The sequence below is a fragment of the Catenibacterium sp. UBA627 genome, assembly GCF_002299355.1.
GTDB lineage: Bacteria > Bacillota_I > Bacilli_A > Erysipelotrichales > Coprobacillaceae > Catenibacterium > Catenibacterium mitsuoka.
Window position 1 is genome coordinate 1 of the sequence record NZ_DBPF01000032.1, and the last position, 26,495, is coordinate 26,495.

The following is a 26,495-nucleotide window of genomic DNA, read 5'->3' on the forward strand; positions in this document are numbered from 1 at the left end:
AACAAAAAATGGTCATGGTTGTTTTACGATTATGGATATTAATGAACAGGAGGAAATGTATGAAAAAGCAATGAAGTACGATAAACTTGTTGCTGAGATGGAACTTATGAGCATGTTAAATGAAAGTGTTGTTTCTGCGAATGAAGAAGGGTGGATTGGTGAAGATGAAATGCTAAAACATTTTGAAAAGAGATTCAACAATGATTAAAATATTTTATTCACTAAAATCAAGAAAAGATTTGGATAAAATTTATGATTATATCTATGGTGATTTGAATAATCCGATTGCAGCAGAAAAAACAGTAAAAGGAATTCTCAATAAAATTGGTGAAATTAAGGAATATCCCCGACTTGGACCAGTATGGTATTTAGAAAATAATATTGATGGTGGATTTTGAATTTTAACATGTGATAATTACATTATATTTTATCAAATTACTAAAGAAACTATTTTGATTGTACGAATACTACATCGTCTGCAAGATTATGTTAAACAGTTGTTTTAGAAAAGATATCAATTTTTACATGGTAGATTTATATAAAAATTTAATTCCAGTTTCATTTTATAATTGAGAGCCTTTTTTAAGGCTCTTTTTGTATTAAAATGCTTTTTTTTATAAGTGAAATGTGGTAGTATATTAAAAACTGAGGTGATTATTTATGAAAAACACAATTTTTGTCAACAATTTACACCATCACCATCGTGGTTCTAGTTAGGGTTATATCAATTAGATACAGCCCGTTTTGACATACAACTCAAAAAAACGGACACGAAACAATGACATAAGGGAACAGGTCATTGGACCTGTTCCTTTTTATATATAAGGGGGACATAACTTTGGAAGAATTTAAATATCTGATTCCTGAAGAAAGTAATGATGCAACTAGAATGGACGCTTCTTTAATGCGTACAATTGAAGGTCATTTAAGAAGGACATTCAATGCACATGACTACCAGGAACTATTATTACCTACATTTGAATATGCAGACTTGTTAAGTGGTTTTGGGACAAATGAAGAAACAATGTTTCAGTTCATTAACCATGAAGGAAAGCGTATCACTTTAAGAACTGACTTTACTGTACCTATTGCACGTATTTATAGTAACGCTCATACAGATGAAGTAAGACGTTATAGTTATTTTGGTAAGGTATATCGTACCCAGGCACGACATAAAGGTAGAAGTTCTGAATTGTTTCAGGGTGGTATTGAGTTGTTTGGTCTTCCAGGACGTGAGGGAGATCAGGAATGCTTATCACTTATTGAAGAAACAATGCAGAATATTGGTTTAAGTGATTTAAAACTAGAACTTGGTTCTGCAAAGTTCTATAAGCGTTTAATGGCTCTTGTAATGGATCGTTCTCTCACTGATATCTTAAAGAAAAAGAAAAGTTCTGATATGAAACATTTAGTAGAAGCACATGATTTTGATGAAGATTTAAACAAACTCTTATTAATTCTTCCTAGTGCTTTTGGGGATATTAAGTGTTTAAGAGAAGTGAAAGAGATTGTGAAGGATGATGAACTTCTAGAGGCTATTGAAGAGATGGAATCATTGTATGAGTTCTCTAAGCATAAAGAGAATATTATCTTTGATTTATGTATGGTACCTGAGAGAAGTTATTATACAGGTATTATGATGAAGGGATTCTCTTATTATAGTGCCCATCCAATTCTCCAGGGAGGACGTTATGATCATTTGTTTGATCATTTCTATAAGAACGTACCTTCTATTGGATTCTCATATCATTTGAATAATGTATTGGATGCAATAGGAAAGGAGAATGAAGCCAATGATTAAGATTGCGATTACTAAAGGAAGAATAGAAAAGCAGGTATGTAAGTTATTACAGCAGCAGGGCTTTGATATGGATCCTATTTTTAATAAAGACCGTGAGTTATTAATAGAGACAAAGGATGGTATTTCAATGATCTTTGCGAAAGCAAATGATGTATTGACTTTCCTAGAACACGGTATTGTGGATGTTGGATTTGTCGGTAAGGATACTTTGGATGAATCTGATTTTGATGATTATTATGAGTTATTAGATTTAGAGATTGGTAAATGTTATTTTGCGTTAGCGGCTTACCCAGAATACCGCACAAAGACATTTAATCGTCGTAAACGTATTACTTCTAAATATACAAAGACCGCAAAAGAATACTTCGCATCTAAACAGGAGGATGTAGAAATTATTAAACTGGAAGGTTCTGTAGAGTTGGGACCCGTAGTTGGTTTATCTGATGCGATTGTAGATATTGTAGAAACAGGATCTACACTTAAGGCCAATGGTCTTGAAGTGATTGAAAAGATTTCAGATATTTCTACAAGAATGGTTGTGAATAAAGTGGCTTTAAAATATAAGAAGGATGAAATATTCAAACTAGTGGATGCACTAAAGAAGGGGGATCATTAAAGTGTTAAAAGAATTGATTTATAAAGGAAACTATGAAGAACTAGAAAATAAACTTCATACAAGAAAAACTGAAATATCTGAAGAAGTCAATAAGGCAGTCAGTGAGATCATTAATAATGTACGTGAAAATGGGGATGATGCATTAAAGGAATACTGTGCTAAGTTTGATGGTTTCCATGTCTCTAGAAAGGATGATTTCATCGTTTCTAAACAGGAAATCATGGATGCTATTACTAAGGTAGGTCCTGAATTCATGAAGATTCTAGAACGCACAAAGGATCAGATCACTGAATATCATAAGAACCAGATTGAAAAATCATGGACTATGTATAAGGATAATGGTGTTGTCATGGGACAATTAGTGCGTCCAATCGCAACAGTGGCTTTATATGTACCAGGTGGAACTGCTACTTATCCTTCTACTGTTATGATGAATGCTGTACCTGCAAAGCTTGCGGGTGTAGAAGATCTTTATATTATTACACCAGTAAAGAAGGATGGTAAGGTCTCTGATGTTATTTTAGCTGCTGCCTATGTGGCTGGTATCACTAAGATTTATAAATGTGGTGGAGCACAGGGTGTTGCCGCTGCTGCTTATGGAACAGATACAATTACGAAGGCAGATAAGATTGTAGGTCCAGGTAATATCTTTGTCGCAACTGCCAAGAAGTTATGTTATGGAGTCGTTGATATTGATATGATTGCCGGACCTAGTGAAATTCTTATTGTTGCTGATGAGAATGCAAATCCTAAATATATCGCAGCTGACTTAATGAGCCAGGCTGAACATGATAAGCTTGCTAGTGCGATTCTTATTACAACTTCAAAAGAATTAGTAAAGAATGTAGATGAAGAATTAGTTAGACAGGTAGAATATTTACCTCGTAAAGACATCATCAAGTCTTCATTAGACAACTATGGTGGTGCTGTTATTGTAGATAGTATCAAGGAAGGCATTAACTTATCTAACAAGATTGCACCTGAACATTTAGAAGTATTAGTAGATAACCCACTAGAACAATTACCAAATATCAAGAACGCTGGTTCTATATTCTTAGGCGAATATACACCAGAACCATTAGGTGACTATATGAGTGGTACAAACCATGTATTACCAACAGGTGGTACTGCTAAGTTCTATAGTGCTTTAGGTGTTTATGATTTCATAAAGCATTCTGCTTTCAGCTATTATCCACAGGCAGTACTTGGTACATTCAAAGATGATATTATGAAGTTTGCACATCTAGAAGGTTTAGATGCACATGCTAATAGCATCAAGGTACGTTTTGAGGATTAATTTATGCGACAGGCAGAAATAGAAAGACAGACAAAAGAGACATATGTATATGTTTCTTTAAATATTGATGGTAAAGGAGAAGCAGATGTGGATACAGGTGTAGGGTTCATGGACCATATGCTTGAGCTTCTTGCTTTCCATGGTAATTTTGATTTAAAGGTGAGATGTAAGGGTGATCTACAGGTTGATTCTCATCATACTGTAGAAGACTTAGGGATTGTTTTAGGACAGTGCTTCAATAAAGCTTTAGGTGATAAGCGTGGTATTACCCGTTATGGTCATTTTACTATTCCTATGGATGAAGCACTTGTGACGACTGACTTAGATTTCAGTGGACGTCCTTATTTAGTTTTTAATGTAGAACTAGATAATATTCATCTAGGTAATTATGAAGTAGAAATGACAGAAGAATTCTTCCGTGCATTTGCCTATAACTGCTTCATGACTTTACATATTAATGAACATTATGGTAAGAATACACATCATATTATAGAGGCAATATTTAAATCTATGGCACGTGCCATCAAGGAGGCTGTCACAATTGATGAAGCCCACATTGGGCAGGTAGTATCAAGTAAAGGAGTGTTATAAATGATTGCGATTGTTGATTATCATGTGGGAAATCTTGGATCAGTCACAAATGCCTGTAAAAGACAGGGGATGGATGTAGTTGTCACAAATGATCCTGAAGTTATTCGTCAGGCGGATGGCATTATTCTTCCAGGTGTTGGCGCATTTCCTGCAGCTATGAGTAATTTAGAAGCATGTCATCTTGTGCCTGTACTTAATGAAGTGAAGGACAAGGGAACACCAATACTTGGTATTTGTATTGGGATGCAGCTTTTATTTGAAGAAGGCAGTGAGAATGGATATACAAAAGGATTAGGATTCTTAAAAGGTTCTGTCGATAAGATGGAAGTCGATGCAAAACTTCCACATATGGGTTGGAACCAGTTAGTTGTTAAACAGTCTCATCCTTTATTAAAGTATGTAGAAGAAGGCGATTATGTCTACTTTGTACATTCATATAGTGCTCATTGTCCAGAAAATCAGATTGGAGCTTATGTGAATTATGGTGGTAAGAAGATTACTGCTTTTGTATATAAAGATAATGTCATGGGTACGCAGTTCCACCCTGAAAAGAGTGGAGAGATTGGTAAGAAGATCTTACGTGCCTTTAAGGAGTTGGTTTCATGTTAGTTATTCCAGCCATTGATTTAAAAGATGGAGAAGCAGTCCGTCTTTATAAGGGTGATTACAATAAGAAAGTTGTTTATTCATCACATCCTGAAGAATTAGCAGCAGGATTTGAGAAGATGGGTGCAAAGTATCTCCATGTAGTAGATCTAGATGGTGCAAAAGATGCCCATGCAACTAATAAAGAAACAATTAAAAGAATACGTGCTGCTATTTCTATTCCCATGGAATTAGGAGGAGGTATTCGTGATATGGATACAGTCTCTATGTATTTAGATGAGATTGGGGTAGATCGTGTGATTCTTGGTACGGCTGCAATTAAGAATCCTGCTTTTCTTGATGAAGCATTAAAAAAGTATGGACCAGAAAGAATAGTCGTAGGGGTAGATGTAAGAGATAGAAAGGTCAGTATTGCCGGCTGGCTTGAAACAAGTGATGTAGATTATCTGACATTTATTCATCAACTAGAAGAGAGAGGTGTGAAATATATAGTATGTACGGACATCTCTAAGGATGGTACTCTCACAGGTCCTTCTTTCCCTCTTTATGAAGAAATACATGCTAATTCTAAGATTAACTTTGTAGTCTCTGGTGGTGTAAAAGATGATGAAGATGTCTATGAAGTAAATAAACGTGATTATTATGCTTGTATTGTAGGTAAGGCATATTATGAAGGGCGTATTAATCTAAAGGAGGTCATTGAAAATGCTGGCTAAAAGAATTATTCCCTGTCTAGATATTAAAGATGGGAAGGTTGTAAAAGGTGTTAATTTCGTTGGCCTGAAGGATGTTGGTGACCCAATTGAACTAGCAAAAGAATATGACCGTCAAAGTGCAGATGAAGTTGTCTTTCTAGACATTACTGCTACATATGAAAATAGAGATATCATCAAGGATCTGATCCAAAGAGGGGCTGATGAACTTTCTATTCCACTATGTGTGGGTGGCGGTATTCGTACTGTCGAAGACTTTCGTATGATTCTTGCAGCAGGTGCAGATAAGGTATCTGTTAACTCAGCTGCCGTAAAGAATCCAAATATTATTAAGGAAGCCAGTGATGAGTTTGGTGTTCAATGTGTTGTTGTGGCAGTAGATGCGAAAGCACGAGAAGACCATTCTGGATGGGATGTCTATGTCGCAGGTGGACGTACAAATACTGGACTCGATTTAATAGAATGGGTTAAGAAATGTGAATCTCTTGGTGCGGGTGAAATACTTCTTACAAGTATGGATGCGGATGGAACAAGAGATGGATTTGATATCGATATGTTGAAGGCAGTAGTGGCAGCAGTCAATATTCCAGTTATCGCAAGTGGTGGCTGTGGTGGTAAAGAAGATATCGTAGATGTCTTTAAAGAAACAGACTGCGATGCTGCATTAGCTGCAAGTTTATTCCACTTTGGTGAAGCCACAGTGGATGAAGTTAAGGAATCCTGCGCACAGGCAGGTATTCCAGTAAGGAGAAATAAGTAATGAAACCAGATTTTGAGAAAATGAATGGTCTTGTACCTGCTGTTGTACAGGATGTCAAGACTAAACAGGTATTAATGCTTGCTTATGTGAATGAAGAAGCATATGAAAAGATGTTAGAAACAGGAGATACTTGGTTCTATTCACGTTCTAGAAATAAGCTATGGCATAAAGGGGAAGAATCAGGACATTTCCAGCATATTAAAGGTCTTTATTTGGATTGTGATTTAGATACAATCGTTATTTATGTAGAACAGGTCGGAGCTGCTTGTCATACAGGTTCTTATTCTTGCTTCTTTAATGAAGTGATTCCTTATGACAATAGTGATTTTGCGCATGAGCTTTATGATCTTATTGAAGATAGAAAAGTACATCCAGTAGAAAAATCTTATACAAACTACTTATTAAATGAAGGTATTGATAAGATCTGCAAGAAGGTTGGAGAAGAAGCTACTGAAACAGTTATTGCAGCTAAGAATACATCTAAAGAAGATTTAATTGGTGAAATCGGTGATTTATATTATCATGTACTAGTCTTAATGAATGCCTATGGTTTAACTGTAGATGATGTTTTAGATAAATTAAAGGAAAGACATAAGGTGACAGGCAACAAAAAAGTATTCCATACAAGAGGAGAGATTTAATTCTCTCTTTTTTTTTGTTATAATCATTTAAGAGAGGTGTTTTTATGAAATTAGAAGAGTTATTAAATGGTTTTGAATATGAAATCATTGGGAATAAAGATGTAGATATTACAACATTAGTCTATGATTCGCGTAAGGTAGAAGAAGGCAGCTTATTTGTCTGTATGGTTGGTGCTGCTTTTAATGCACATGATTTTATTGATCAGGTGATTGAAAAGGGAGCCCATGCGATTGTGATTTCTCAGGATGTCCCTTTGAAAGAGGGGATGACTTATATTAGAGTCAAGGATACGCGTATTGCGTTGGCTTTATTATCTTGTTCTTATTTTAATTATCCTAGTAAAGAATTAAAGGTTGTTGGTATTACAGGGACTAAGGGTAAGACGAGTTCTTCATTAATGATCAAGTCTATTCTAGAACATGCAGGTAAGAAAGTTGGTATTATTGGGACAAATGGTACTTTTATTGGAGATATCCATGAACCTACAGCCAATACAACACCAGAATCTTATGAATTACAGCGTATCATGAGAAAGATGGTAGAACATGATTGTGAATATTGTGTCATGGAAGTATCAAGTCAGGCTTTAAAGATGAATCGTGTCGCTGGTATTGAATTTGATTATGGTGTCTTTACAAATATTTCACCTGATCATATTGGACCTAATGAACATAAAGATTTTGCAGAATATATGGCATGTAAGAAACATTTATTTGATTTCTGTCAGGTTGGTTTATTTAATAAGGATGATGAACATTTTGAAGAGTTCACAAAGGATGTTCCTTGCAAGGTATTAACATACAGTATTGAAAAAGACAGTGACCTTAAAGCTCTCCATATTGAACTTTATAATGAGAATGGTGAATTAGGTATTACCTTTGATACAAAGGGATTAATTAATGCCTCTTTTAAAGCTTCTATGCCAGGTAAGTTCAATGCTTATAATGCATTAGTCGCTATTATGATCTGTTATTTAATTGATGTCCCTACAAAGGATATACAAAATACATTACCACAGGTTCATGTATTAGGTAGAGGACAAGTCATGCATGTCTCACCTGATTATAGCGTATTAATCGATTATGCGCATAATGGTGTTTCTTTTGAAAGTATTATTTCTACTGTAGAACAATACAATCCTAATAAGTTAATTGTAGTTTATGGCAGTGGAGGAAAACGTTCTAAAACAAGAAGATATGAATCTGGTGAAGTAGTTGCAAAGCATGGTGGTTATTCTATCTTGACTGCAGATAACCCAAGAGGAGAAAAGATTGTAGATATCTGCAAGGACATCGTAGTGGGTATTGATAAGTATCATGGTGAATATACGATTATTCCTGATCGTAAAGAAGCCATCTATCATGCATTAGATATGGCTTGTAAAGGTGATGTTGTCTTATTACTTGGTAAAGGTCATGAAACGTATATGATAGGTGAAGATGAAGTGACACGCCATTTCTCTGAAACAGAAGTATTAGAGGAATATAAGAAGGAGCGTGGACTTAATGCGTAAGATTGATTATCATATGCATACACATTTTAGCGGTGATAGTGAAGCAAGTCCTCGTGAACATATTGAACAGGCAATTAGAATGGGATTAGATGAAATATGTTTTACTGATCATCGTGATTTTGATTATCCTATTGATACATTTGATCTCGATACAGATGCATATTTCATGGAACTGAGTGCCTTGAAGAATGAATATGTAGATCGTATTACTATTAAGATTGGTGTAGAAGTTGGATTAGACATGGATCATATTGATGAAATCAACACTTTTGTAGCACAATGTCCTTTTGATTATGTTATTGGTTCTATTCATGTTATTCATCATACAGAATTCTATTATGGAGAATTCTTCAAGGGTAAAACAAAAGAAGAAGCACATAGAGAATTCTTTGAAGAAACATTAAAATGTGTACAGACATTTGACTGTTTCAACTGTTTAGGTCATTTAGACTATATTATGCGTTATGGTCCGTATGAGGATAAACATGTAGAACATGAGTTGTATCAGGATATTATTGATGAAATCTTAAAGACACTTATTCAAAAGGGTAAGGGTATTGAAGTCAATACATCAGGATATGCATTAAATAAGACATGCGGTTTCCCTAGTTTTGATATTGTGAAGCGTTATAAAGAACTGGGTGGTACAATAATTACAGTGGGTACTGATTCTCATACAAGTGATCGTGTAGGAGAACATGTAGAAGATGTTTTAAAACATTATCATGATATTGGTTTTGAAGATGTAACTACATTCACAAAAAGAGTGAAAGATAATTAAGTCTATGTTATAATAGGCGAGATGGGAGAGATAAAGATGATAGAAATACTTACAAAAGATGATGTAGAAGAACTAAATGGCGAAAAAAATGATCAATACTACATTCCTGGTGAATTATTTAATGGGATGCAGTATAATCTTATAAGACTAGAAGTCAAATGGGCTTATGTGGCTGTATTAAATACATTATTGAATAAACCACATTATGATCAGGATAATAATGCCTATGTAAAAGATGATTCTCCTGCAATTATTGAGATGTTAGTTAAGATTGCGAATAAGAAAGTCAATGCCGCAAAGATTAAAGGCTATCTTGATGAGATGGATGAATTAGAACTTGTAAGACGTGAGGGAAGAAACGTTTACGTTAGAAAAATTGTTTCAATTTTTTAGAGAAAGGTTCCTTTCTCTTTTTTAATAGTTAAGGGGGAATATTTATGTATCATTTATTAATAAAGACATTTGTACGTGATTATAAGAATACAGAAGATGCACATGTAAGGGAACAATATGGAACAGTCTGTTCTATTATTTCTATAGTATGTAATATTATACTTGTAGTGTTTAAACTTATTTTTGGAACATTAGTTCATTCTGTTTCTATTGTTGCAGATGGTTACAACAACTTATCTGATGCAGGAAGTAACATTGCGACTTTCTTTGGCTTTAAGCTAGCCAATAAGCATCCTGATGCAGAACATCCATATGGTCATGGACGTTTTGAATATATTACAGGTTTAGGTATATCTTTTTTAATTATTTTAGTTGGTTTAATGAGTTTAAAGGATGCAGTCTTAAAACTCTTTAATCCAGAAGCAGTCAAGTTCAGTGTTCCTGCACTTATTGCTTTGATATTCTCAGTATTCGTTAAGATATGGATGGGTTACTTTAATCGTAAAGCGGGTAAAGAAATCAACTCAACCGCATTAGAAGCAGCTGCCCAGGATAGTATGAATGATGTCATGGCAACTTCTGCCACTATTGTGGCTCTAGTAGCTTCTTTAGTTACTGATCTACCAGTGGATAGTCTCATTGGTGCGGCAGTCTCTGTTGTTGTTGTCATTTCTGGCATCTCTATCGCAAAATCAACCATTGATCCACTTCTTGGTATTAAACCAGAACCAGAAACAATTAAAGAAATAGAAGACTATTTGATGAGTTATGACTGTGTTATGGGTGTTCATGACTTGATGATGCATGATTATGGCCCAGGACGTCGTTATTTAACTGTTCATTGTGAAGTAGATGCTTCTATAGATATGATGACAACGCATGATGAAATAGATAACATTGAACGTGCAATGATGGAGAAATTTCATATCCTTACTACAATTCATATGGATCCTATTGATATCCATGATACACTCACAAATGAATTAAGAGATAAAATGACAAGTATTGTAGAATCTATTGATTCATCACTTTCTATCCATGACTTTAGAATAGTGAGAGGTCCTACACATACTAATCTTGTCTTTGATGTATTAATGAAGGATGATAAATATAGTAAGAAGGAACTTAATAAATTAATTACTTCTAAGGTCAAAGAAATGAATACAACATACTATTGTGTGATTAATTTCGAATATTCATTTGTCTAGAAGTGTACAACCATAGTAAGAAATGTTAAAATCTTAATAGATAACTAACAATAATTTCATATATATATTCGAGGTGATTTAAGTGAAAAAAGCAAGTAAGATTATTACAGGATTTAACAAAGGGGAATACAAAGCTCTGATCAAGGATCTTTATACAGAAGATGCCAGACTTACAAAGCAGAAAAATCGTTATGTCGCTGCTTTGAAAAAATTCATTGAATTATATGGTGATGAAGAAGTAGAAATCTATAGTGCACCAGGACGTAGTGAAATCTGTGGTATGCATACAGATCATCAGCATGGTAAGATGCTTGCATGTGCTGTAAACCGTGATATTATTGCGGTTGTAACACCTACAGATGACAATGTTGTAAGACTTGTGTCTGAAGGATTCCCAGATATTCGCCCTATTACAATTAGTAAAACAGGATTAAGGTTAGCTTTTGATGAACAGGGTACAACTGAATCTTTAATTAAAGGTATTGTGTCTCAGTTCCAGAAACTAGGTTATGAAGTAGGCGGTTTTAAAGCTTATATTACAAGTGAAGTACCACTTTATTCAGGTATGTCATCAAGTGCTGCAATAGAAGTTCTTCTTGCCACTATTCTTAATGGTTTATACAATAGTGGTTCAATTAACTCATTAATTATTGCACAGATTGCACAGTATGCTGAAAATATCTATTTTGGTAAGCCATGTGGTTTAATGGACCAGGCAGCTTGTGCGATTGGTGGCTTAATTAAGATTGATTTCAAGGATCCTAGGAAACCACTTATTAAGAAACAGATGATCAAGTTTGAACAGTTCAATCATTCTTTATGTATTGTAGATACTAAAGATGTACCAGCTAACTTAACGAAAGAATATCGTGCCATTATTGAAGAAATGAGATCAGTAGCCAAATATTTTGGTAAAGAATTCTTAAGAGAAGTAGATGAAAATGAATTCTATGATCATATTATTCCAATGCGTAAAGTATGTTCAGATAGAGCTATCTTACGTGCAATGCATTTCTATAGTGAAGAAAAGCGTGTGAATAAAGAATTAAAGGCACTAAGAGATGGTAACTTTAATGAATTTAAGATCCAGGTGAAGCGTTCTGGTAATAGTTCATTTGAATATTTACAGAATGTTTATTCTTCAAAAGATCCTTCTCATCAGAACATTTCTCTCGCAATCTGTATGAGTGAAAAGATTCTAAAAGATAAGGGTGTAGTAAGAGTACATGGCCCTGGTTTTGAAGGGACTATCCAGGTATTTGTTGAAAATGATTATGCAAGAAAGTATAAGAATGAAATAGAAAAGTATATGGGTAAACATTGTTGTTATGTCACTCATATCAGACAGCAGGGCGCTATGAAAGTCATCTAAACGATGACTTTTTTTGTACTAGTTTTTACATCATAAGGCTTTAGATTTAACATAAAAAATGATAAAATGGCAAAGGGCTTTTATATATACAAGGAGGGTGAATAACATGGATAAGATGACAAAAGAACATCTTGCTAGTCTCTTAATAAATGGGACTTCAGAACAGATTCAGGAAGCGATAGACGATATTCACCCCGCGGATATTCTTGATGTATTACAGGATCATCATAGTCAGTTAAATAATATTCTTTCTAAACTTCCAAATGATATTATTGCGGATGTTATTGAGGAAGAAGAGGATGAAGATGAACAGTATGAAATCCTTAAAACATTCCTTAAAGATCGTCAGAGTGCTATCCTAGATGAGATGAGTGATGATGAATTAGCCGATTTGATTGGTGAACTAGATGATCCAGAAGAACGTGCAGATGTATTATCTAAATTAGACATAGAGGATAAGACACATATTGAGAGCCTGTTGAAATATGATCCAAGCACTGCTGGTGGTATCATGACAACAGAATTCATTTCTATTAAAGCGAATAATACAGTATTAAAGACATTGGAGTTCTTACAGACTCAGGTTGAAGAAGATACAACCTATTACTTATATGTTTTAGATAAAGAAAAGGTATTAAAAGGTGTTATTTCATTAAGAGATATTGTATCTTCTCCTTTCGATACACCAATCATGGATATTGTGAATCCTAATGTAAAAACAGTAGATATTAATATGGACCAGGAAGAAGTAGCTAAGAAGTTTATGAAATATGGCTTCTATATGATGCCAGTTGTAGATTCAGAGTATCATATGCTTGGTGTGATTGAAATTGATGATGTTATGGATGTCATGGAAGAAGAAACAACAGAAGATATCAACTTAATGGCTGGTATGAGTGGTGAAGAACGTGTAGATTCTACGGTATTAGAATCCGCAAAAAGCCGTATTCCTTGGCTTATTGTCAACTTATTTACAGCTGTTATGGCTGCTGCAGTTGTTGCTAATTTTGAATCTACTATTGCGAAAGTTGTCTCTTTATCTTCAGTTATGTCCATTGTTACTGGAATGGGTGGTAATGCAGGTACACAATCACTTACTATCTTATGTCGTGGTTTATCTTTGGGTGAAGTGGATAAAGACAATGCCTTCCAGATTTTCTGTAAAGAAATTACAGTTGGCTTATTATCAGGTATTGTGATTGGTATTATTGTCGCATTTGGTGCCTGGTGGTTTGCTAGTAACCCATGGTTTGGTTTAGTCGCAGGTTTGGCTATGATCTTAAATATGCTTGCAGCTAATATTGCGGGTTATTTAGTACCAGTTATCTTAAAACGTTTAAATATCGATCCAGCACTTGCATCAGGTGTATTTGTCACAACTGTGACAGACTGTATGGGCTTTTTCTTCTTTTTAGGTCTTGCCACATTATTCCTTCCTTTGTTAATATAAGAGATGGAGGATATGGTTATGGAACATTTTACTTATAAGACTAAAGGAACTTGTGCAACTGCTATTGATTTTGACTTAGAAGGTCACACAATTCATAACGTTGTATTTACTAGAGGATGTAATGGTAACTTAAAAGCCATTGGTAAACTTGTAGAAGGTAAAGAAGCAGAAGAAATCGTAGCTATTCTAGAAGGCAATACTTGTGGTATGAAAAATACATCTTGTGCAGATCAGTTTGCACATGCATTAAAAGAAGCAATCAAATAATTAAAAAGGCAGAGAAATCTGCCTTTTAGTGTGCACAATAATCACCTAGAATGACTGCACTTAGTCCAAGTACTATACTTAGAACTATGTAAATCATTGCAAGAGTTGTATTGCCATTCTTATGTAAAGTAAAGGATTCTAACGTAAATGTAGAGAAGGTAGTAAATCCCCCACATAATCCTGTTTTAAGTAGTAAAACTAAGTGGGGATTCATAGACTTCTTTAAAGCTATTGTGCTAATAAAACCTATTAGGAATGCACCGAGAATATTAATAAATAAAGTCAGTAATGGAAATCCATGTGTTGTCTTTAAAGGAATCAAACCGAATAAATAACGTAGTACTGAACCTATAAAACCACCCATACCGACATATAAACATGCTGTCATAGACTTTCCTCCTTTTTCATGTATTATAAAATAGATGGAAGAGAGAATCAAAGGTGTTATAATACAAAAATAGAGGTGGTATTATGTTGAAAATTACTTATATAACTCATAGCAGTTTCTTTATAGAAACAGATCGTACATGCTTGTTATTTGATTATTATACAGGGACTATTCCAAAAGTACCTGAAGGAAAGAAACTTTATGTCTTTGCAAGTCATAGACATGGTGATCATTATTCTAAGAAGATTTTTGACTTAAAGAATGAATACAAAGATGTTCATTATTTACTATCTGGTGATATTGAGAAAATAGAAGATGATTCTATTTCTTATTTAAAGGATGATATTGTTTATTTTGATTCTAATATAGAAGTAAGTACTTATTTATCAAATGATGAAGGTATTGCGTTTATGGTACAAGTAGATGGTTATACTCTTTATCATGCAGGAGATCTCAATAACTGGGATTGGGTTGGGGAAGATAAAGAGTGGCTTGATTGGCAGAAGAACCTTTATCATACAGAACTAGAAAAGATGAAGGACTTTGATATAGATGTAGCCTTTATTCCTTTAGATCCTCGTCTAGAAGATAATTATCATGAAGGTGTTACAGACTTCTTAAAAGTATGTCATACGCGTTATATTGTCCCGATGCATTGTTGGAATAAATATGATGTCATTGAAAGATTTATAGAAGAACATGGTCATAAAGAACAGGTTCTTGCATTTACACAAGAAGGAGAAATTATGGATGTCAAAATATAAAATACTTTGGGTTATTCCCCTCTTTTTTATAATTTCTATATGTGGTGTTCTCTATTTTCAGAAAAATATATCAAATGAGATGTCTCGCTTTGAGATTGCCTATATTAATAATCATTTGATTATTCCTGATAGCCAGGAAATCATTGAAAAGGGCTATCCTAAAAATGAATCAGGGCAGACTTATGGTCCTGATTTATCAGACTATGTAGGTAGTGTTCCTGATCTCATTCTTGCAGAAAGTGAAGAAGGGATTAAAGGTTATTTAAAGAAAACAGACAAGGATTCTATCACATCATCGTCACGTACATTACCACTCTATTTACAGGATGGTCAGACAAAGATTGCAGAACTGACACTCAAAACAAAATAATTTCCCAGGAAAAGGAGGAAAATCATGACACTCAATCAATTACGTTATGTCGTCATGGTAGCACAGACAGGAAGCATTACTCAGGCGGCTAAAAGACTATTTATCTCACAGCCTTCTCTTACAAATGCGATTAAAGAATTAGAAAGCGAAATGCATATCACAATATTTAGACGTACCAATAAAGGTGTTATTGTATCTAGAGAAGGAGAAACATTCTTAAGTTATGCTAGACAGGTATTGGATCAAGCTGATCTACTTGAAGAACGCTATATGAATGATAAACACCAAAGTCCTCATTTTAGTGTATCCTGCCAACATTATTCATTTGCAGTTAATGCCTTTGTAGATGTTATTAGACAGTTTGGTGTTAACCAATATGATTTTACATTAAGAGAAACAGAGACACATGAAATTATCGAAGATGTTTCTACTATGAAAAGTGAAATAGGTGTTCTTTATACATGCCCTAAGAATGAAGAAGTCATCATGAAGATGATCAGACAGAATAACTTAGAATTTAAAGAACTATTTGTCGCAAAACCTCATGTCTTTATTTCTTACCACCATCCTCTTGCTTATAAGAAGACATTAACTCTTAAAGACTTAGAAGATTATCCCTATCTTTCTTTTGAACAGGGAGAATATAATTCTTTCTATTTCTCAGAAGAAGTATTAAGTACATTGGATAGAAAGAGAAACATTAAGGTAAGAGACCGTGCGACACTCTTTAACTTATTGATAGGTTTAAATGGTTATACAGTATCTACTGGTATTATCTCTAAAGAATTGAATGGGGAAACAATTATTTCTGTTCCTTTATTAGTGGATGAAATTATGAAAGTAGGCACTATTACACAAAAGAATATGATACTTTCACGTTATGGAGAAGCCTATATGGAGGCACTAAAAAAGCATATATAATGATGATCTCTTGATTTTACTACTTAAATATTACTAGTGATATTCTTGCTTTTTTTAATTTTTGGTGTAAAATACTACCAACATCACAAGTGTGATGTTGAAGGAGGTAAGACTCATGTTGAAACGTTATTTAGAGAAACTGATCTCTTTTGGTTGTAGTCTTCAGGATGTCCCTCGCGTTGATGTTAGTTATGAAATGCCAGAAGGTCAGAACTATCATTTAGTGAAATATATATCAGGAAATCAAGGATGCTTATATGTTGATATCGATGCTTTCAAGAAGGAAAATCAAAAATCCTTATTTGCGTTATTTACAGAATTAAGACGTTATTATCAGGATTATACAAATATGAAACAACCTCATGATCTTGAATATGTTATCGATGCCAATGCCTTTGCGGTTATGGTTATGAAGGTCTACTTTGGTGTAGATTCTCCAGTTAATCATGATCTACCAATGATAAGAGTGATGCAAGCATCACATCGTCTCTCACAACAATTAAATATCAAGTAAAAAGAGTGGCCGTGGCCACTCTTTTCTTAAGGATTGTAAGGATATGTTTTTTTAGTTTCTAGTTAGTAGTAACTAACTAGAAATTATCATACATATAGGGTAAATGCAATAAATATATTAAATCAATTTTTCTGGTCACTTTACTTGTTTAATAACTATAGTTATGCTAGAGTAACCGTGGTTAGAGAGGTCTAACTTGGAGGTAAACAATGAATAAATATCTAATTGAGAAAGTATATGGACGTGAAATTATTGATTCTCGTGGGAATCCTACAGTAGAAGCAGAAGTGACACTTGCGGATGGTACAGTAGGACGTGCTGCAAGCCCTAGTGGTGCTTCTACAGGTGAATTTGAAGCATTAGAACTAAGAGATAACGATCCTAAGAAGTTTGGTGGTAAAGGTGTTTCTAAGGCAGTCGAACATGTGAATAATGAAATTGCGAAAGCAGTCATTGGTGCAGATGCAAGAGATACATATCATGTTGATAAACTAATGATTGAAGCAGATGGTACAGAAGATAAATCTAACTTTGGTGCCAATGCGATTTTAGCTGTTTCTTTAGCGGCTGCTCAGGCTGCTGCTAAGAGTGAAGGTATTTCTTTATACCGTTTCATTGGTGGTGTGAATGCGAATAAGCTTCCTGTCCCAATGATGAATATCTTAAATGGTGGTGCTCATGCAACTAATACTGTAGATGTACAGGAATTCATGATCATGCCAGTAGGTGCTGATAGCTTTAAAGATGCCTTAAGAATGGCGACTGAAGTATTCCATGCACTACAGTCATTAATAAAATCTAAGGGACTCGCTACTTCAGTAGGTGATGAAGGTGGATTTGCGCCAGACTTATCAACTGATGAAGAGACAATTGAAACTATTCTAGAAGCAGTTAAGAATGCAGGCTATGAACCAGGTAAAGACTTTGTACTTGGAATTGATGCTGCATCAAGTGAATGGAAGACTGATAAGAAAGGCTTCTATAAATTACCTAAGTCAGGTAAGACTTATACATCTGCAGAGTTAATTGCACATTGGAATTCTTTAGTTGAAAAGTATCCAATCTATTCATTAGAAGATGGTTTAGATGAAGAAGACTGGGAAGGCTGGACACTTATGACTCAGGAATTAGGAGATAAAGTGCAGCTTGTAGGTGACGATTTATTCGTTACTAATACTAAACGTTTATCTAAGGGTATTGAATTAAAAGCGGGTAATTCTATCCTTATTAAGTTAAACCAGATTGGTACTCTTTCTGAAACATTAGAAGCCATTAAGATGGCACATAACGCAAACATGACAGCCATCGTATCTCATCGTTCAGGCGAAACAGAAGATACAACTATTGCGGATTTAGCTGTTGCACTCAATGCAGGTCAAATCAAGACGGGTGCTCCTAGTAGAAGTGAAAGAGTGGCTAAATACAATCAGTTACTTCGTATTGAAGAAGCTTTAGGTGATAGTGCAGTTTATCCAGGTATTAAGACATTCAAGTTCAATAAGTAAGGCAGAGAAATCTGCCTTTTTTATTTCTCTTTTAATTCGTTTGTGTTATGATATATGAACATATTTTCGGGGGAATTATTATGAAACATTTTAAAAGAGGAGTACTTCTCACTTTAATTGGTGGAACATGCTGGGGATTTTCAGGTGCAAGCGGACAGTTCTTATTTACTCATTATCAAGCCAATCCTATGTGGCTCACATCTATGCGTATGTGTTTTGCAGGATTATTGATTACACTATTTGGCGCATTGACACAAAAAGAAGCGATGAAACGTTTAGTAAGTCAAAAGAAAGACTTGCTTAAAACATTTGGTTTTGGTTTTGTTTTAATGTTGTGTCAGTTTACTTATTTACAGGCTATTAATACATCTAATGCGGGAACGGCTACAGTATTACAGTATCTTTCACCAATTTATATCATGATCTTCGTTTGTCTTACATCGAAGAGATTACCAAATAAGATTGAAGCGTTATGTATTGTTTTAGCCTTAGGTGGTGCCTTTGTGATTGCGACACATGGTCGTTTAAATGGCTTAGCACTTACTCCAACAGGATTATTCTGGGGAATATTCTGTGGTTTTACAGCTGCTGCATATTCTATCTATCCTAAGCGTCTGATGGCAGTCTATGGTAGTGTACCAGTCACAGGTATTGGAATGTTATTTGGTGGTATTGTGCTATTATGTGCAGGCAAGACATGGACTCTTGTACCTGCATTAGACTTAGCTGGAGTACTTGCGACAATAGGTATAATAGTCATTGGTACAGCAGTTGCCTTTACATTGTATTTACAGGGAGTTGTAGATATTGGACCAGTCAAAGCAAGTATGATTGCAAGCATTGAACCTGTTTCAGCTACATTATTTGCCTTTGTATGGTTATCTACATCGTTTAAGGGTATTGATCTTGTTGGTTTTGCGATGATTCTTGTGACAATCTTCTTATTAGCTCTTCCTAGTGATCAAGTATCAAATTCATAACTATTACATATATTTTGTAATATAATAGTATTAGGGAGTGGTTATTATGAAGAAGTTAAAGAAGGGGATTCCATTTCTCATTTATATGATGATTTGGTCTTTGTATATATTATTTGCCTGGTCAAGAACACATCCAGGACAGATTATTGAAGTGTCATTGTTTATTTTATATTTAGTATTGCCTGCATCCGCTTTTATTATATCAGTACTCTATGGTCAGTCAGATCATCGTGCTATTTACTTACTTACATTATTCTTTGGTATGATGGAGCTACTTGGCTGTTATCTTAGCTTTATTCATGTATCATTAACTGATATAGAAAAGATTCTTGCACCAAGTTCAGAAATTGTATTATATGGTGTATTTCCATCATTGCTTGGAATAATGATTGGACAATATATAAACAAACAGAACCGCTACAATATCTAGCGGTTCTTTCTTATAGTTCTTTATCGTTAAGAATAGAGATTGTACTTCTATATGAGATGATTAAGACAATGAGTACAATGAAGGCATATATTCCAATGAGTAGGAATGCTGAAATTTGACTCATCAACATGCCTATTGAAGTTGCACCACTTGCGGCTGCAAGAAATAAAACAAGCATCAACATTAAGACAATAATAGTTGCCTTTTCACGACCGTATTTCATCATTACGGGAATCGTGATAGAAATATATATGAATGCGGAAAAGAGCATGGCAAACTGGACAATCACTGCTTCTAAGTTAATATGAGCTGCGGAACTTATAAGGAATGCAATGAGCCATGATATGAATGTAACAGTGAGTGCATAGATATATTTCTCTAAGCAGTACTCTTTCTTGCTGAAAGGCAGGGCAAAGAGATAACTCATCTCATTGTGATACATATCATAAGAAAATGAATTGAAGACAAGTCCTGTTCCCATGAATGTAAGATAACTAGAAATATACGCAAATCCAGAATTTGCATAAGCCATAATCAGACAGATTACAACAATCATTACAATATACTTTATTTGAGATTTAAGTAATAATAAATCTTTTTTGAGTAGTCCTTTCATAAGCGTTCACCTTTCAATAGAACAGGAATCATAGTATCAATATGATTCTGTTCTATTACAATTGTAGGATAGTTTTCACTATAGAACTGTCTTTCATTTGTAAGACAGGAATAACCAAATGGTTCTTTCATTACTTCCAGCAGATAATCTTTATCTAAGTTTTCATAATCTTCTTTAGATACCTTTAACACGCCATATTGAGACAGAAGTGTATCCATTTCTTCATGCATGATGATCTGCCCATGATCAATTACATAAAGATCATCACATAATGATTCTAAATCACTCGATATATGAGAAGAAATAAGAATAGTACAATCTTCCTGTTCCATGTAATCTCTCAGTATATCAAGTATTTCATCTCTAGTAAGAACATCAAGTCCTGCAGTTGGTTCATCTAAGATCAGCAACTGTGCATGATGTGTTAATGCAATAATGATATTGAGTTTTGCTTTCATACCTGTAGAGAATGTACGAACCTTCTTATCTAAAGGGATATTAAAACGCTGACAATAAGATTGAAACAAATCGTCGTCAAAACGTTTATAAGTACATTTAAGAATACTGATTATATCGGATACAGTAAAGAATTCACTGAATCCTGTTTCACTTAATACGACACCAATATCCTGTTTATCAGGTATCTGTATGTTTCCTTCATCAATAGGATTAATACCAAGAATACTTTTAAATAATGTACTCTTACCAGCACCATTCATTCCTATAATTCCAGTAATAATACCTTTAGGAATATTTAAACTACACTCAAGAGTAAATGAGCCATAACTCTTTTTTAAATGATTAATGTGAATCATAAATATCCTCCATAACAAGAGATAACATGTCCTGCATTTCCTGATAAGTAATGCCAGAACATTTCCCTTTTTCTATAGCGCGAGATAATAGTTCTTCTGTTTCTTTTAAACAATTTTCTTTTACTTCATTTTGAGAAACCTCTAATACATAGCTTCCTTTTCCATGAACAGTTGTTGTATAGCCTTCTTTTTCTAAGAAATCATAGGCTTTCTTCACAGTTAAAGCACTGATTTTTAATTCTTTAGATAAAGCACGTACTGAAGGGAGTGCTTCATTAGGAGATAACTGATTAGAGAGTATTGCTTCTTTAATGGCTTCTACAATTTGTTCATATATAGGAATCATTGACGAATGATTAATGATAATATGCATATCTCTTCCTCCTATAAACAGTATATAACAGTATATAACACTGTGCAATATAAAATTCAAATTTTGAAAATAATAAGCATAATCTTATAATATTTGATAGTATACTCTTGAAAACAAGGAGGACATAATGATGAGTTTTAGAGAAGACTTTTATTGGGGTGGCGCAACTGCGGCCAACCAGCTAGAAGGTGGATGGCAGGAAGGTGGAAAAGGTATTTCCTGTCCTGACGTATGTACTGGAGGAACAGCAACAGTAAGTAAACGCATTACACCAGTATTAGAAGAAGGTACTTTCTATCCTTCACATGATGCGATTGATCATTATCATCGTTTTAAAGAAGATATCGCATTATTTGCAGAAATGGGATTCAAGATGTATCGTTTCTCAATTGCATGGACTAGAATCTTCCCTAATGGAGATGAAGAAACACCTAATGAAGCAGGTTTAAAGTTCTATGAAGAATTAATTGATGAATGTCGTAAATATAATATTGAACCATTAATTACTATTTCCCATTATGAAGTACCATTTAACTTAACTAAGAAATGGAATGCCTGGGCAGATCGTCGTATGATTGACTGTTACTTAAACTTCTGTAAAGCAATTTTTACTAGATATAAAGGTAAGGTAAAATACTGGTTGACTTTTAATGAAATCAACTCAGCGACTACACCAATGGGTGGTTTCTTATCACAGGGTATTTTAAATGAAATCAAGACAATGAATTTCATGGAACAGGTAGATAATCCTCAGAATCGTTTCCAGGGATTACATCATCAGTTTGTGGCAAGTGCACTTGCAGTTAAAATGGCTCATGAAATTGATCCTAACTATCAGGTAGGATGTATGCAGATTATGGCCACTAGCTATGGTTTAACATGTGATCCGCATGATCAGATTGTGAACCAGGAAAGGAATCATTTAATGAACTGGTTCTGTTCAGACGTACAGTGCCGTGGTGCTTATCCAAACTATATTAAGAGATACTTTAAAGAAAATAATATCAACATCGTTATGGAAGAAGGCGATGAAGATATCTTAAAGGCTGGTCCAGTTGATTTCTATACATGTTCTTATTATATGTCTAATTGTCAAACAGCAGATAAGAGTAAAGAAGCAGGTTCAGGTAATATCCTAGGTGGTGTATCAAACCCATATCTTAAAGCAAGTGACTGGGGTTGGCAGATTGACCCAATCGGTTTAAGATATTCATTAAATGAAATCTGGGATCGTTATCAGAAACCAATCTTTGTCGTAGAAAATGGCTTAGGTGCATATGACAAGATTGATGAAGATGGTAAAGTACGTGATGACTATCGTATTGATTACTTAAGAAGTCATATTGAACAGATGCATGAAGCAGTATTAGATGGTGTTGATTTAAGAGGTTATACTCCTTGGGGATGTATTGACTTAGTATCGGCTTCTACTGGTGAAATGGCTAAACGTTATGGTTTCATCTTTGTAGAAAGATATGATGATGGGACAGGTGACTTCTCTAGACGTAGAAAAGAATCGTTCTACTGGTATCAGAAGGTCATCAAAACAAATGGGGAAGATTTAAAATAATATGAAAAAGAAGGACTATGAATTTTATAGTCCTTCTTTAATGTTTATGTCTTTTTTGTTTGACTGAATTACCTTCTTCAGGTCCTTTGAAATCTACAAGAGATCCTAAATCACAGACTTTAAATCCAGCTTTGACTAATTTTCTTGCACCTTCATGTGCAGTGCCAGCTGCAAGGGCATAAACATAATATATTGCAGTAGGATCAAGATCTTTTTTTGCATGCTGATCAATTAATCTTGCAGGATAACATTGTGCATCAACTGGATGTCTGACATCAAACTTTAAATCATCATCTACACATAGTAGAATAATATTCATATTATTTTGAAATTCTTCATAAGCATGATTGATTTCTAGTGTTTGTACTGCTTCTTTACGTTTAAAAAACATAGACTCACCTCACTTATACAATAATATCATTTTCTTATGCATTTTACTATTGCTTTTTAGAAATTGGTATGGTAATATAAACAAGCAGTCTAACTTAGGGGCTTGGTCCAATGGTAGAACATCGGTCTCCAAAACCGTTGATACGGGTTCGATTCCTGTAGCCCCTGCCATCTGTAAACAACGAACATTAATTTGTTCGTTTTTTTTTTTATTTAATTTTATGTTTATTTATTTAATACCCCTGTTATTGTGGTATAATATAGTTATGAAAGGGGTTACAATTTATGGCAAAAACTTTAGCATGTATCGTAACAGATCCAGTAGGCTTATATGCGACACCTGCAATGGATCTTATCGAAGTCGCAAAGACTTTCGACAGTGACTTTACCTTAACTTATTCAGGTAAAACCGTGAATCTTAAATCGACGATGGGTGTTCTTTCATTAGGTATTCCAACAAAGGCAAAGATTGTGATTACTGCCGATGGAGACGATGAAGAAACAGCTATTGAAGCAGTACATGAAAAAATGAAAGAATTAGGTATTATCGGATAAAGAATGCATGATGCATTCTTTTTCTTTTTTATGTATAATAGGCGTAAGGAGTTGATGGTATGAAACCGATGATGTGTTTTGATGTGGATGGTACTATTAGAGGCACGACAGATGAACATATAGTATATGATTCGACGATTCTTGCACTTAAGAAATTAAAGGAAGCAGGATATCCGATCGTTGTTTCAACAGGAAGAGGAAGAGACTCTTTCTTACGTACTGGTATACAGGATATTGCCGACTGGGATGGATTTGTGTTTAATAACGGTCAGTTGATTACAGATGGGAAAGGCAATGTAATCAATGTCCATCATTTTAAGAATGAGGATGTTATTCGCACAATTGCGAAAGCAGATGAATTGAATCTTGCAGTAACTTTAAAAAAGGAACATCGTATTATCACAAAGGAACCAGATGAGTATGTCTTAGAGACACAGCGTTATTTTGGAAACCAGATCGGTCCTGTAGAAAAGTATAACGGGACAGATCTTGTAGATATGATGATTATCTATGGTCCTAAAGGGTGGGACTATAAACCATTTCTTGATTTAGAAGGTATTTCTGTATTGCCAGGCTTATCCTGCTTTGCGGATGTTGCCATTGCAGGTGTATCTAAAGCAACAGGTATTATGGAATTAGGAAAGGTATTGGGTAGTGATCATTATGTATGTTTTGGTGATTCACAGAATGATATAGAAATGATGAAGCATGCCTCAACATCAATTTGTATGGGTAATGGTGATGCAATGACTAAAGCGGAAGCAGATTATGTAACTGCAGACATTGATGATGATGGTATTTATAAAGCTTGTATTCATTTTGGATATATAAAGGAGTAGAGGAAAATGACATTAAAAGAAGCATATGAAACAGGTAGAGATTTAGATGTGTATGTAGATAGTGAAATGGCTGATCAGGATTCACATAGTTTTGATGATTTATGGCAGTCTATTTATGATATTGTACAGGTTGCAGTAGGGGGTATTGTAGAAGAAGATCCTGAAGAATTAAAAAAAGCCATTGAATGGCTTAAGGAAACACAGGATAAAACAGAAGCCTATAAGACTTTAGATATCCCATTTGAGGTAGAGTAATGAAAGTAGTAGATATGCATTGTGATACACTTTATGAGATGGAAAAGAATCACCTCTCATTAAGTGAAAATAATTTAAATATTGATTTAAAAAAGATGGAAGAAGGAGATTATCTTTTACAGAACTTCGCAATCTTTACTGAACTAAAGAAAACAGCTGATCCAGTCGATCATGTGATGAAATGTATTGATTATTTCTATCAAGAAATGAGAAAGAATAAGGACAAGATCCAGCCAGTTACAACTTATGATGAAATCATGGAGAATACACATAATGGTGTTATGAGTGCGCTGCTTACTATTGAAGAAGGGGCAGTTATTCATGAAGATTTGTCTTATTTAAGAAACTATTATCGTTTAGGTGTACGTATGGTGGCCTTAAGCTGGAACCATGTCAATGGACTCACATATCCTAACTTTGATATGAATGATGATACATATGGTTATCATACATATGATGATGTTCATGGTCTCACTGATGCAGGAAAAGCCTATATTAAAGAGATGGAAGATCTCGGTATGATTATTGATGTGTCTCATATGTCAGATAGATGTTTCTATGATGTGTTAGATGTCGTCAAGAAGCCTTTTGTGGCATCTCATTCTAATGCACGAGCTGTATGTCCTCATGCTCGTAATATGAGTGATGATATGATTTTAAAACTTGCACATCGTGGTGGTGTTATGGGGCTTAACTATGCTGCTGGTTTCTTAGGCGAGAATGCGGAAAAGTCACGCATTGAAGATATGGTGAAGCATATTCTTTATATCAAGGACTTAGCAGGTATTGATTGTATTGGCTTAGGTTCTGATTTTGATGGTATTTCACAAAATCTAGAAATGAAAAATGCGTCTTATTTACCTCGATTAGAAAAGGCATTGAGAGACGCAGGATTGACAACTGAAGAAATTGAAAAAGTCTTTTATAAAAACGTATTACGCGTTTATAGAGAAGTCTTGAAATAGAAAAAATGACAGGCCGTATATGATGGGGAAGCCTGTCATTTTTCTTTTAATAACTTTTTGGGGGAGAAGTTATGTAGTCACTTGGGAGTATCCGTGAACTACGTATATCAATATAATGGAGAATTGTGAACGTAATATGAATACAGTTAATATTTATGTAAAATAGTGCACATGTCTTTCTTTTTTTAATTCTGAAAATATTATATAATAATATACATAAATAACATGAAGGAGA

Annotated in this window: 33 protein-coding genes, 1 tRNA gene and 1 pseudogene; 30 read left to right on the forward strand and 5 right to left on the reverse strand. The window is 34.4% G+C overall.

All coding sequences use genetic code 11. The features are described from left to right. The 17 genes and pseudogenes from B2S90_RS01875 to B2S90_RS01955 all read left to right on the forward strand — a co-directional run. Window positions 1-208 (forward strand): hypothetical protein (locus B2S90_RS01875; protein ID WP_286696474.1); only part of this gene is annotated, 208 nt, incomplete at its 5' end. Next, window positions 201-506, forward strand: a pseudogene (locus B2S90_RS01880) (type II toxin-antitoxin system RelE/ParE family toxin). The gene B2S90_RS01875 and the pseudogene B2S90_RS01880, both read left to right, overlap by 8 nt. A 332-nt stretch (window positions 507-838) precedes the next feature. Next, window positions 839-1,801, forward strand: coding sequence for an ATP phosphoribosyltransferase regulatory subunit (locus B2S90_RS01885; protein ID WP_055233265.1), 963 nt, complete (start codon window positions 839-841; stop codon window positions 1,799-1,801). Continuing rightward, window positions 1,794-2,417 (forward strand): ATP phosphoribosyltransferase, encoded by a 624-nt coding sequence (hisG, locus tag B2S90_RS01890; RefSeq protein ID WP_055233264.1) that lies wholly within the window; start codon window positions 1,794-1,796, stop codon window positions 2,415-2,417. Before B2S90_RS01885 ends, hisG begins: the two co-directional genes overlap by 8 nt. A gap of 1 nt (window position 2,418) precedes the next feature. Continuing rightward, on the forward strand, window positions 2,419-3,714 hold the full coding sequence (gene hisD / locus B2S90_RS01895) for a histidinol dehydrogenase (protein WP_278860340.1): 1,296 nt from the start codon (window positions 2,419-2,421) through the stop codon (window positions 3,712-3,714). Window positions 3,715-3,717: 3 nt separating this feature from the next. After that, window positions 3,718-4,305, forward strand: a complete 588-nt coding sequence (gene hisB, locus B2S90_RS01900) for an imidazoleglycerol-phosphate dehydratase HisB (RefSeq protein WP_022425668.1) — start codon at window positions 3,718-3,720, stop codon at window positions 4,303-4,305. Beyond that, window positions 4,306-4,914, forward strand: a complete 609-nt coding sequence (gene hisH, locus B2S90_RS01905) for an imidazole glycerol phosphate synthase subunit HisH (RefSeq protein WP_286696475.1) — start codon at window positions 4,306-4,308, stop codon at window positions 4,912-4,914. Then, a complete protein-coding gene (gene hisA, locus B2S90_RS01910) occupies window positions 4,908-5,627 on the forward strand; it encodes a 1-(5-phosphoribosyl)-5-[(5-phosphoribosylamino)methylideneamino]imidazole-4-carboxamide isomerase (RefSeq protein WP_006506048.1) in 720 nt (239 codons plus the stop codon). Before hisH ends, hisA begins: the two co-directional genes overlap by 7 nt. Continuing rightward, on the forward strand, window positions 5,617-6,384 hold the full coding sequence (gene hisF / locus B2S90_RS01915) for an imidazole glycerol phosphate synthase subunit HisF (RefSeq protein WP_022425665.1): 768 nt from the start codon (window positions 5,617-5,619) through the stop codon (window positions 6,382-6,384). The genes hisA and hisF overlap by 11 nt, the downstream gene beginning before the upstream one ends. After that, window positions 6,384-7,025, forward strand: a complete 642-nt coding sequence (gene hisIE, locus B2S90_RS01920; protein WP_006506050.1) for a bifunctional phosphoribosyl-AMP cyclohydrolase/phosphoribosyl-ATP diphosphatase HisIE — start codon at window positions 6,384-6,386, stop codon at window positions 7,023-7,025. The genes hisF and hisIE overlap by 1 nt, the downstream gene beginning before the upstream one ends. Window positions 7,026-7,069: 44 nt before the next feature. Beyond that, entirely contained in the window at window positions 7,070-8,539 is a 1,470-nt protein-coding gene (locus B2S90_RS01925; RefSeq protein ID WP_055233259.1) for a UDP-N-acetylmuramoyl-L-alanyl-D-glutamate--2,6-diaminopimelate ligase, read from the forward strand. Beyond that, a complete protein-coding gene (locus tag B2S90_RS01930; RefSeq protein WP_286696476.1) occupies window positions 8,532-9,320 on the forward strand; it encodes a histidinol-phosphatase HisJ family protein in 789 nt (262 codons plus the stop codon). Before B2S90_RS01925 ends, B2S90_RS01930 begins: the two co-directional genes overlap by 8 nt. Before the next feature lie 36 nt (window positions 9,321-9,356). Beyond that, window positions 9,357-9,713 carry a hypothetical protein gene (locus B2S90_RS01935; protein WP_055233257.1) on the forward strand — a complete coding sequence of 119 codons (357 nt, stop codon included), beginning with the start codon at window positions 9,357-9,359 and terminating at the stop codon, window positions 9,711-9,713. Between the two features lie 44 nt (window positions 9,714-9,757). Beyond that, window positions 9,758-10,921 carry a cation diffusion facilitator family transporter gene (locus B2S90_RS01940; RefSeq protein ID WP_055233256.1) on the forward strand — a complete coding sequence of 388 codons (1,164 nt, stop codon included), beginning with the start codon at window positions 9,758-9,760 and terminating at the stop codon, window positions 10,919-10,921. A gap of 82 nt (window positions 10,922-11,003) precedes the next feature. Further along, complete coding sequence (locus tag B2S90_RS01945) at window positions 11,004-12,293, forward strand: galactokinase (protein WP_278779300.1); 1,290 nt, start codon at window positions 11,004-11,006, stop codon at window positions 12,291-12,293. A gap of 106 nt (window positions 12,294-12,399) precedes the next feature. Further along, a complete protein-coding gene (gene mgtE / locus B2S90_RS01950) occupies window positions 12,400-13,743 on the forward strand; it encodes a magnesium transporter (RefSeq protein WP_278860336.1) in 1,344 nt (447 codons plus the stop codon). 18 nt (window positions 13,744-13,761) lie between these two features. After that, window positions 13,762-14,010, forward strand: a complete 249-nt coding sequence (locus tag B2S90_RS01955) for a TIGR03905 family TSCPD domain-containing protein (RefSeq protein ID WP_040389980.1) — start codon at window positions 13,762-13,764, stop codon at window positions 14,008-14,010. A 25-nt stretch (window positions 14,011-14,035) separates the two neighbouring features. Here B2S90_RS01955 and crcB read toward each other — a convergent pair whose 3' ends face one another. Beyond that, window positions 14,036-14,398 (reverse strand): fluoride efflux transporter CrcB, encoded by a 363-nt coding sequence (gene crcB, locus B2S90_RS01960; protein ID WP_278779304.1) that lies wholly within the window; start codon window positions 14,396-14,398, stop codon window positions 14,036-14,038. 83 nt (window positions 14,399-14,481) lie between these two features. Here crcB and B2S90_RS01965 point away from each other — a divergent pair, with 83 nt between their 5' ends. From B2S90_RS01965 to B2S90_RS01995, 7 genes are all read left to right on the forward strand, one after another. Then, a complete protein-coding gene (locus B2S90_RS01965) occupies window positions 14,482-15,162 on the forward strand; it encodes an MBL fold metallo-hydrolase (RefSeq protein WP_286696477.1) in 681 nt (226 codons plus the stop codon). After that, complete coding sequence (locus tag B2S90_RS01970) at window positions 15,149-15,532, forward strand: hypothetical protein (RefSeq protein WP_055289653.1); 384 nt, start codon at window positions 15,149-15,151, stop codon at window positions 15,530-15,532. The genes B2S90_RS01965 and B2S90_RS01970 overlap by 14 nt, the downstream gene beginning before the upstream one ends. A 24-nt stretch (window positions 15,533-15,556) precedes the next feature. Next, window positions 15,557-16,453, forward strand: a complete 897-nt coding sequence (locus B2S90_RS01975) for a LysR family transcriptional regulator (protein ID WP_022424431.1) — start codon at window positions 15,557-15,559, stop codon at window positions 16,451-16,453. 115 nt (window positions 16,454-16,568) lie between these two features. Then, entirely contained in the window at window positions 16,569-16,967 is a 399-nt protein-coding gene (locus tag B2S90_RS01980; protein WP_278779310.1) for a hypothetical protein, read from the forward strand. Between the two features lie 209 nt (window positions 16,968-17,176). Continuing rightward, on the forward strand, window positions 17,177-18,472 hold the full coding sequence (gene eno / locus B2S90_RS01985; protein WP_286696478.1) for a phosphopyruvate hydratase: 1,296 nt from the start codon (window positions 17,177-17,179) through the stop codon (window positions 18,470-18,472). Between the two features lie 80 nt (window positions 18,473-18,552). Next, on the forward strand, window positions 18,553-19,452 hold the full coding sequence (locus B2S90_RS01990) for a DMT family transporter (RefSeq protein ID WP_286696479.1): 900 nt from the start codon (window positions 18,553-18,555) through the stop codon (window positions 19,450-19,452). A 46-nt stretch (window positions 19,453-19,498) separates the two neighbouring features. After that, window positions 19,499-19,882, forward strand: a complete 384-nt coding sequence (locus B2S90_RS01995) for a hypothetical protein (RefSeq protein WP_286696480.1) — start codon at window positions 19,499-19,501, stop codon at window positions 19,880-19,882. Between the two features lie 10 nt (window positions 19,883-19,892). Here the strand turns inward: B2S90_RS01995 and B2S90_RS02000 are convergent, their stop codons facing one another. Genes B2S90_RS02000 through B2S90_RS02010 form a run of 3 tightly spaced genes read right to left on the reverse strand, consistent with a single transcriptional unit; the run spans window position 19,893 to window position 21,686 of the window. Further along, window positions 19,893-20,498, reverse strand: a complete 606-nt coding sequence (locus B2S90_RS02000; RefSeq protein WP_278860331.1) for an ABC-2 transporter permease — start codon at window positions 20,496-20,498, stop codon at window positions 19,893-19,895. Next, a complete protein-coding gene (locus B2S90_RS02005) occupies window positions 20,495-21,313 on the reverse strand; it encodes an ABC transporter ATP-binding protein (protein ID WP_278860330.1) in 819 nt (272 codons plus the stop codon). The genes B2S90_RS02000 and B2S90_RS02005 overlap by 4 nt, the downstream gene beginning before the upstream one ends. Next, on the reverse strand, window positions 21,300-21,686 hold the full coding sequence (locus tag B2S90_RS02010) for a GntR family transcriptional regulator (RefSeq protein WP_055234906.1): 387 nt from the start codon (window positions 21,684-21,686) through the stop codon (window positions 21,300-21,302). Before B2S90_RS02010 ends, B2S90_RS02005 begins: the two co-directional genes overlap by 14 nt. A gap of 130 nt (window positions 21,687-21,816) precedes the next feature. Between B2S90_RS02010 and B2S90_RS02015 the strand changes: the two genes are divergently transcribed. Then, window positions 21,817-23,256 carry a glycoside hydrolase family 1 protein gene (locus tag B2S90_RS02015; protein WP_055234908.1) on the forward strand — a complete coding sequence of 480 codons (1,440 nt, stop codon included), beginning with the start codon at window positions 21,817-21,819 and terminating at the stop codon, window positions 23,254-23,256. Between the two features lie 37 nt (window positions 23,257-23,293). Here B2S90_RS02015 and B2S90_RS02020 read toward each other — a convergent pair whose 3' ends face one another. Then, window positions 23,294-23,647: a hypothetical protein gene (locus tag B2S90_RS02020; RefSeq protein ID WP_055234910.1), complete on the reverse strand. Its 354-nt coding sequence runs from the start codon at window positions 23,645-23,647 to the stop codon at window positions 23,294-23,296. A gap of 96 nt (window positions 23,648-23,743) precedes the next feature. Here B2S90_RS02020 and B2S90_RS02025 point away from each other — a divergent pair. From B2S90_RS02025 to B2S90_RS02045, 5 genes are all read left to right on the forward strand, one after another. Further along, window positions 23,744-23,817, forward strand: a tRNA-Trp gene (locus B2S90_RS02025). 114 nt (window positions 23,818-23,931) lie between these two features. Next, complete coding sequence (locus B2S90_RS02030) at window positions 23,932-24,201, forward strand: HPr family phosphocarrier protein (RefSeq protein WP_055233652.1); 270 nt, start codon at window positions 23,932-23,934, stop codon at window positions 24,199-24,201. Window positions 24,202-24,260: 59 nt separating this feature from the next. Next, the gene (locus B2S90_RS02035) at window positions 24,261-25,040 is read left to right on the forward strand and encodes an HAD family hydrolase (RefSeq protein ID WP_055233653.1); all 780 of its coding nucleotides are present in this window, start codon (window positions 24,261-24,263) and stop codon (window positions 25,038-25,040) included. A 6-nt stretch (window positions 25,041-25,046) separates the two neighbouring features. Further along, on the forward strand, window positions 25,047-25,295 hold the full coding sequence (locus tag B2S90_RS02040) for a hypothetical protein (RefSeq protein WP_055233654.1): 249 nt from the start codon (window positions 25,047-25,049) through the stop codon (window positions 25,293-25,295). After that, window positions 25,295-26,260, forward strand: a complete 966-nt coding sequence (locus B2S90_RS02045) for a dipeptidase (protein WP_055233655.1) — start codon at window positions 25,295-25,297, stop codon at window positions 26,258-26,260. The genes B2S90_RS02040 and B2S90_RS02045 overlap by 1 nt, the downstream gene beginning before the upstream one ends. Window positions 26,261-26,495: the final 235 nt, after the last annotated feature.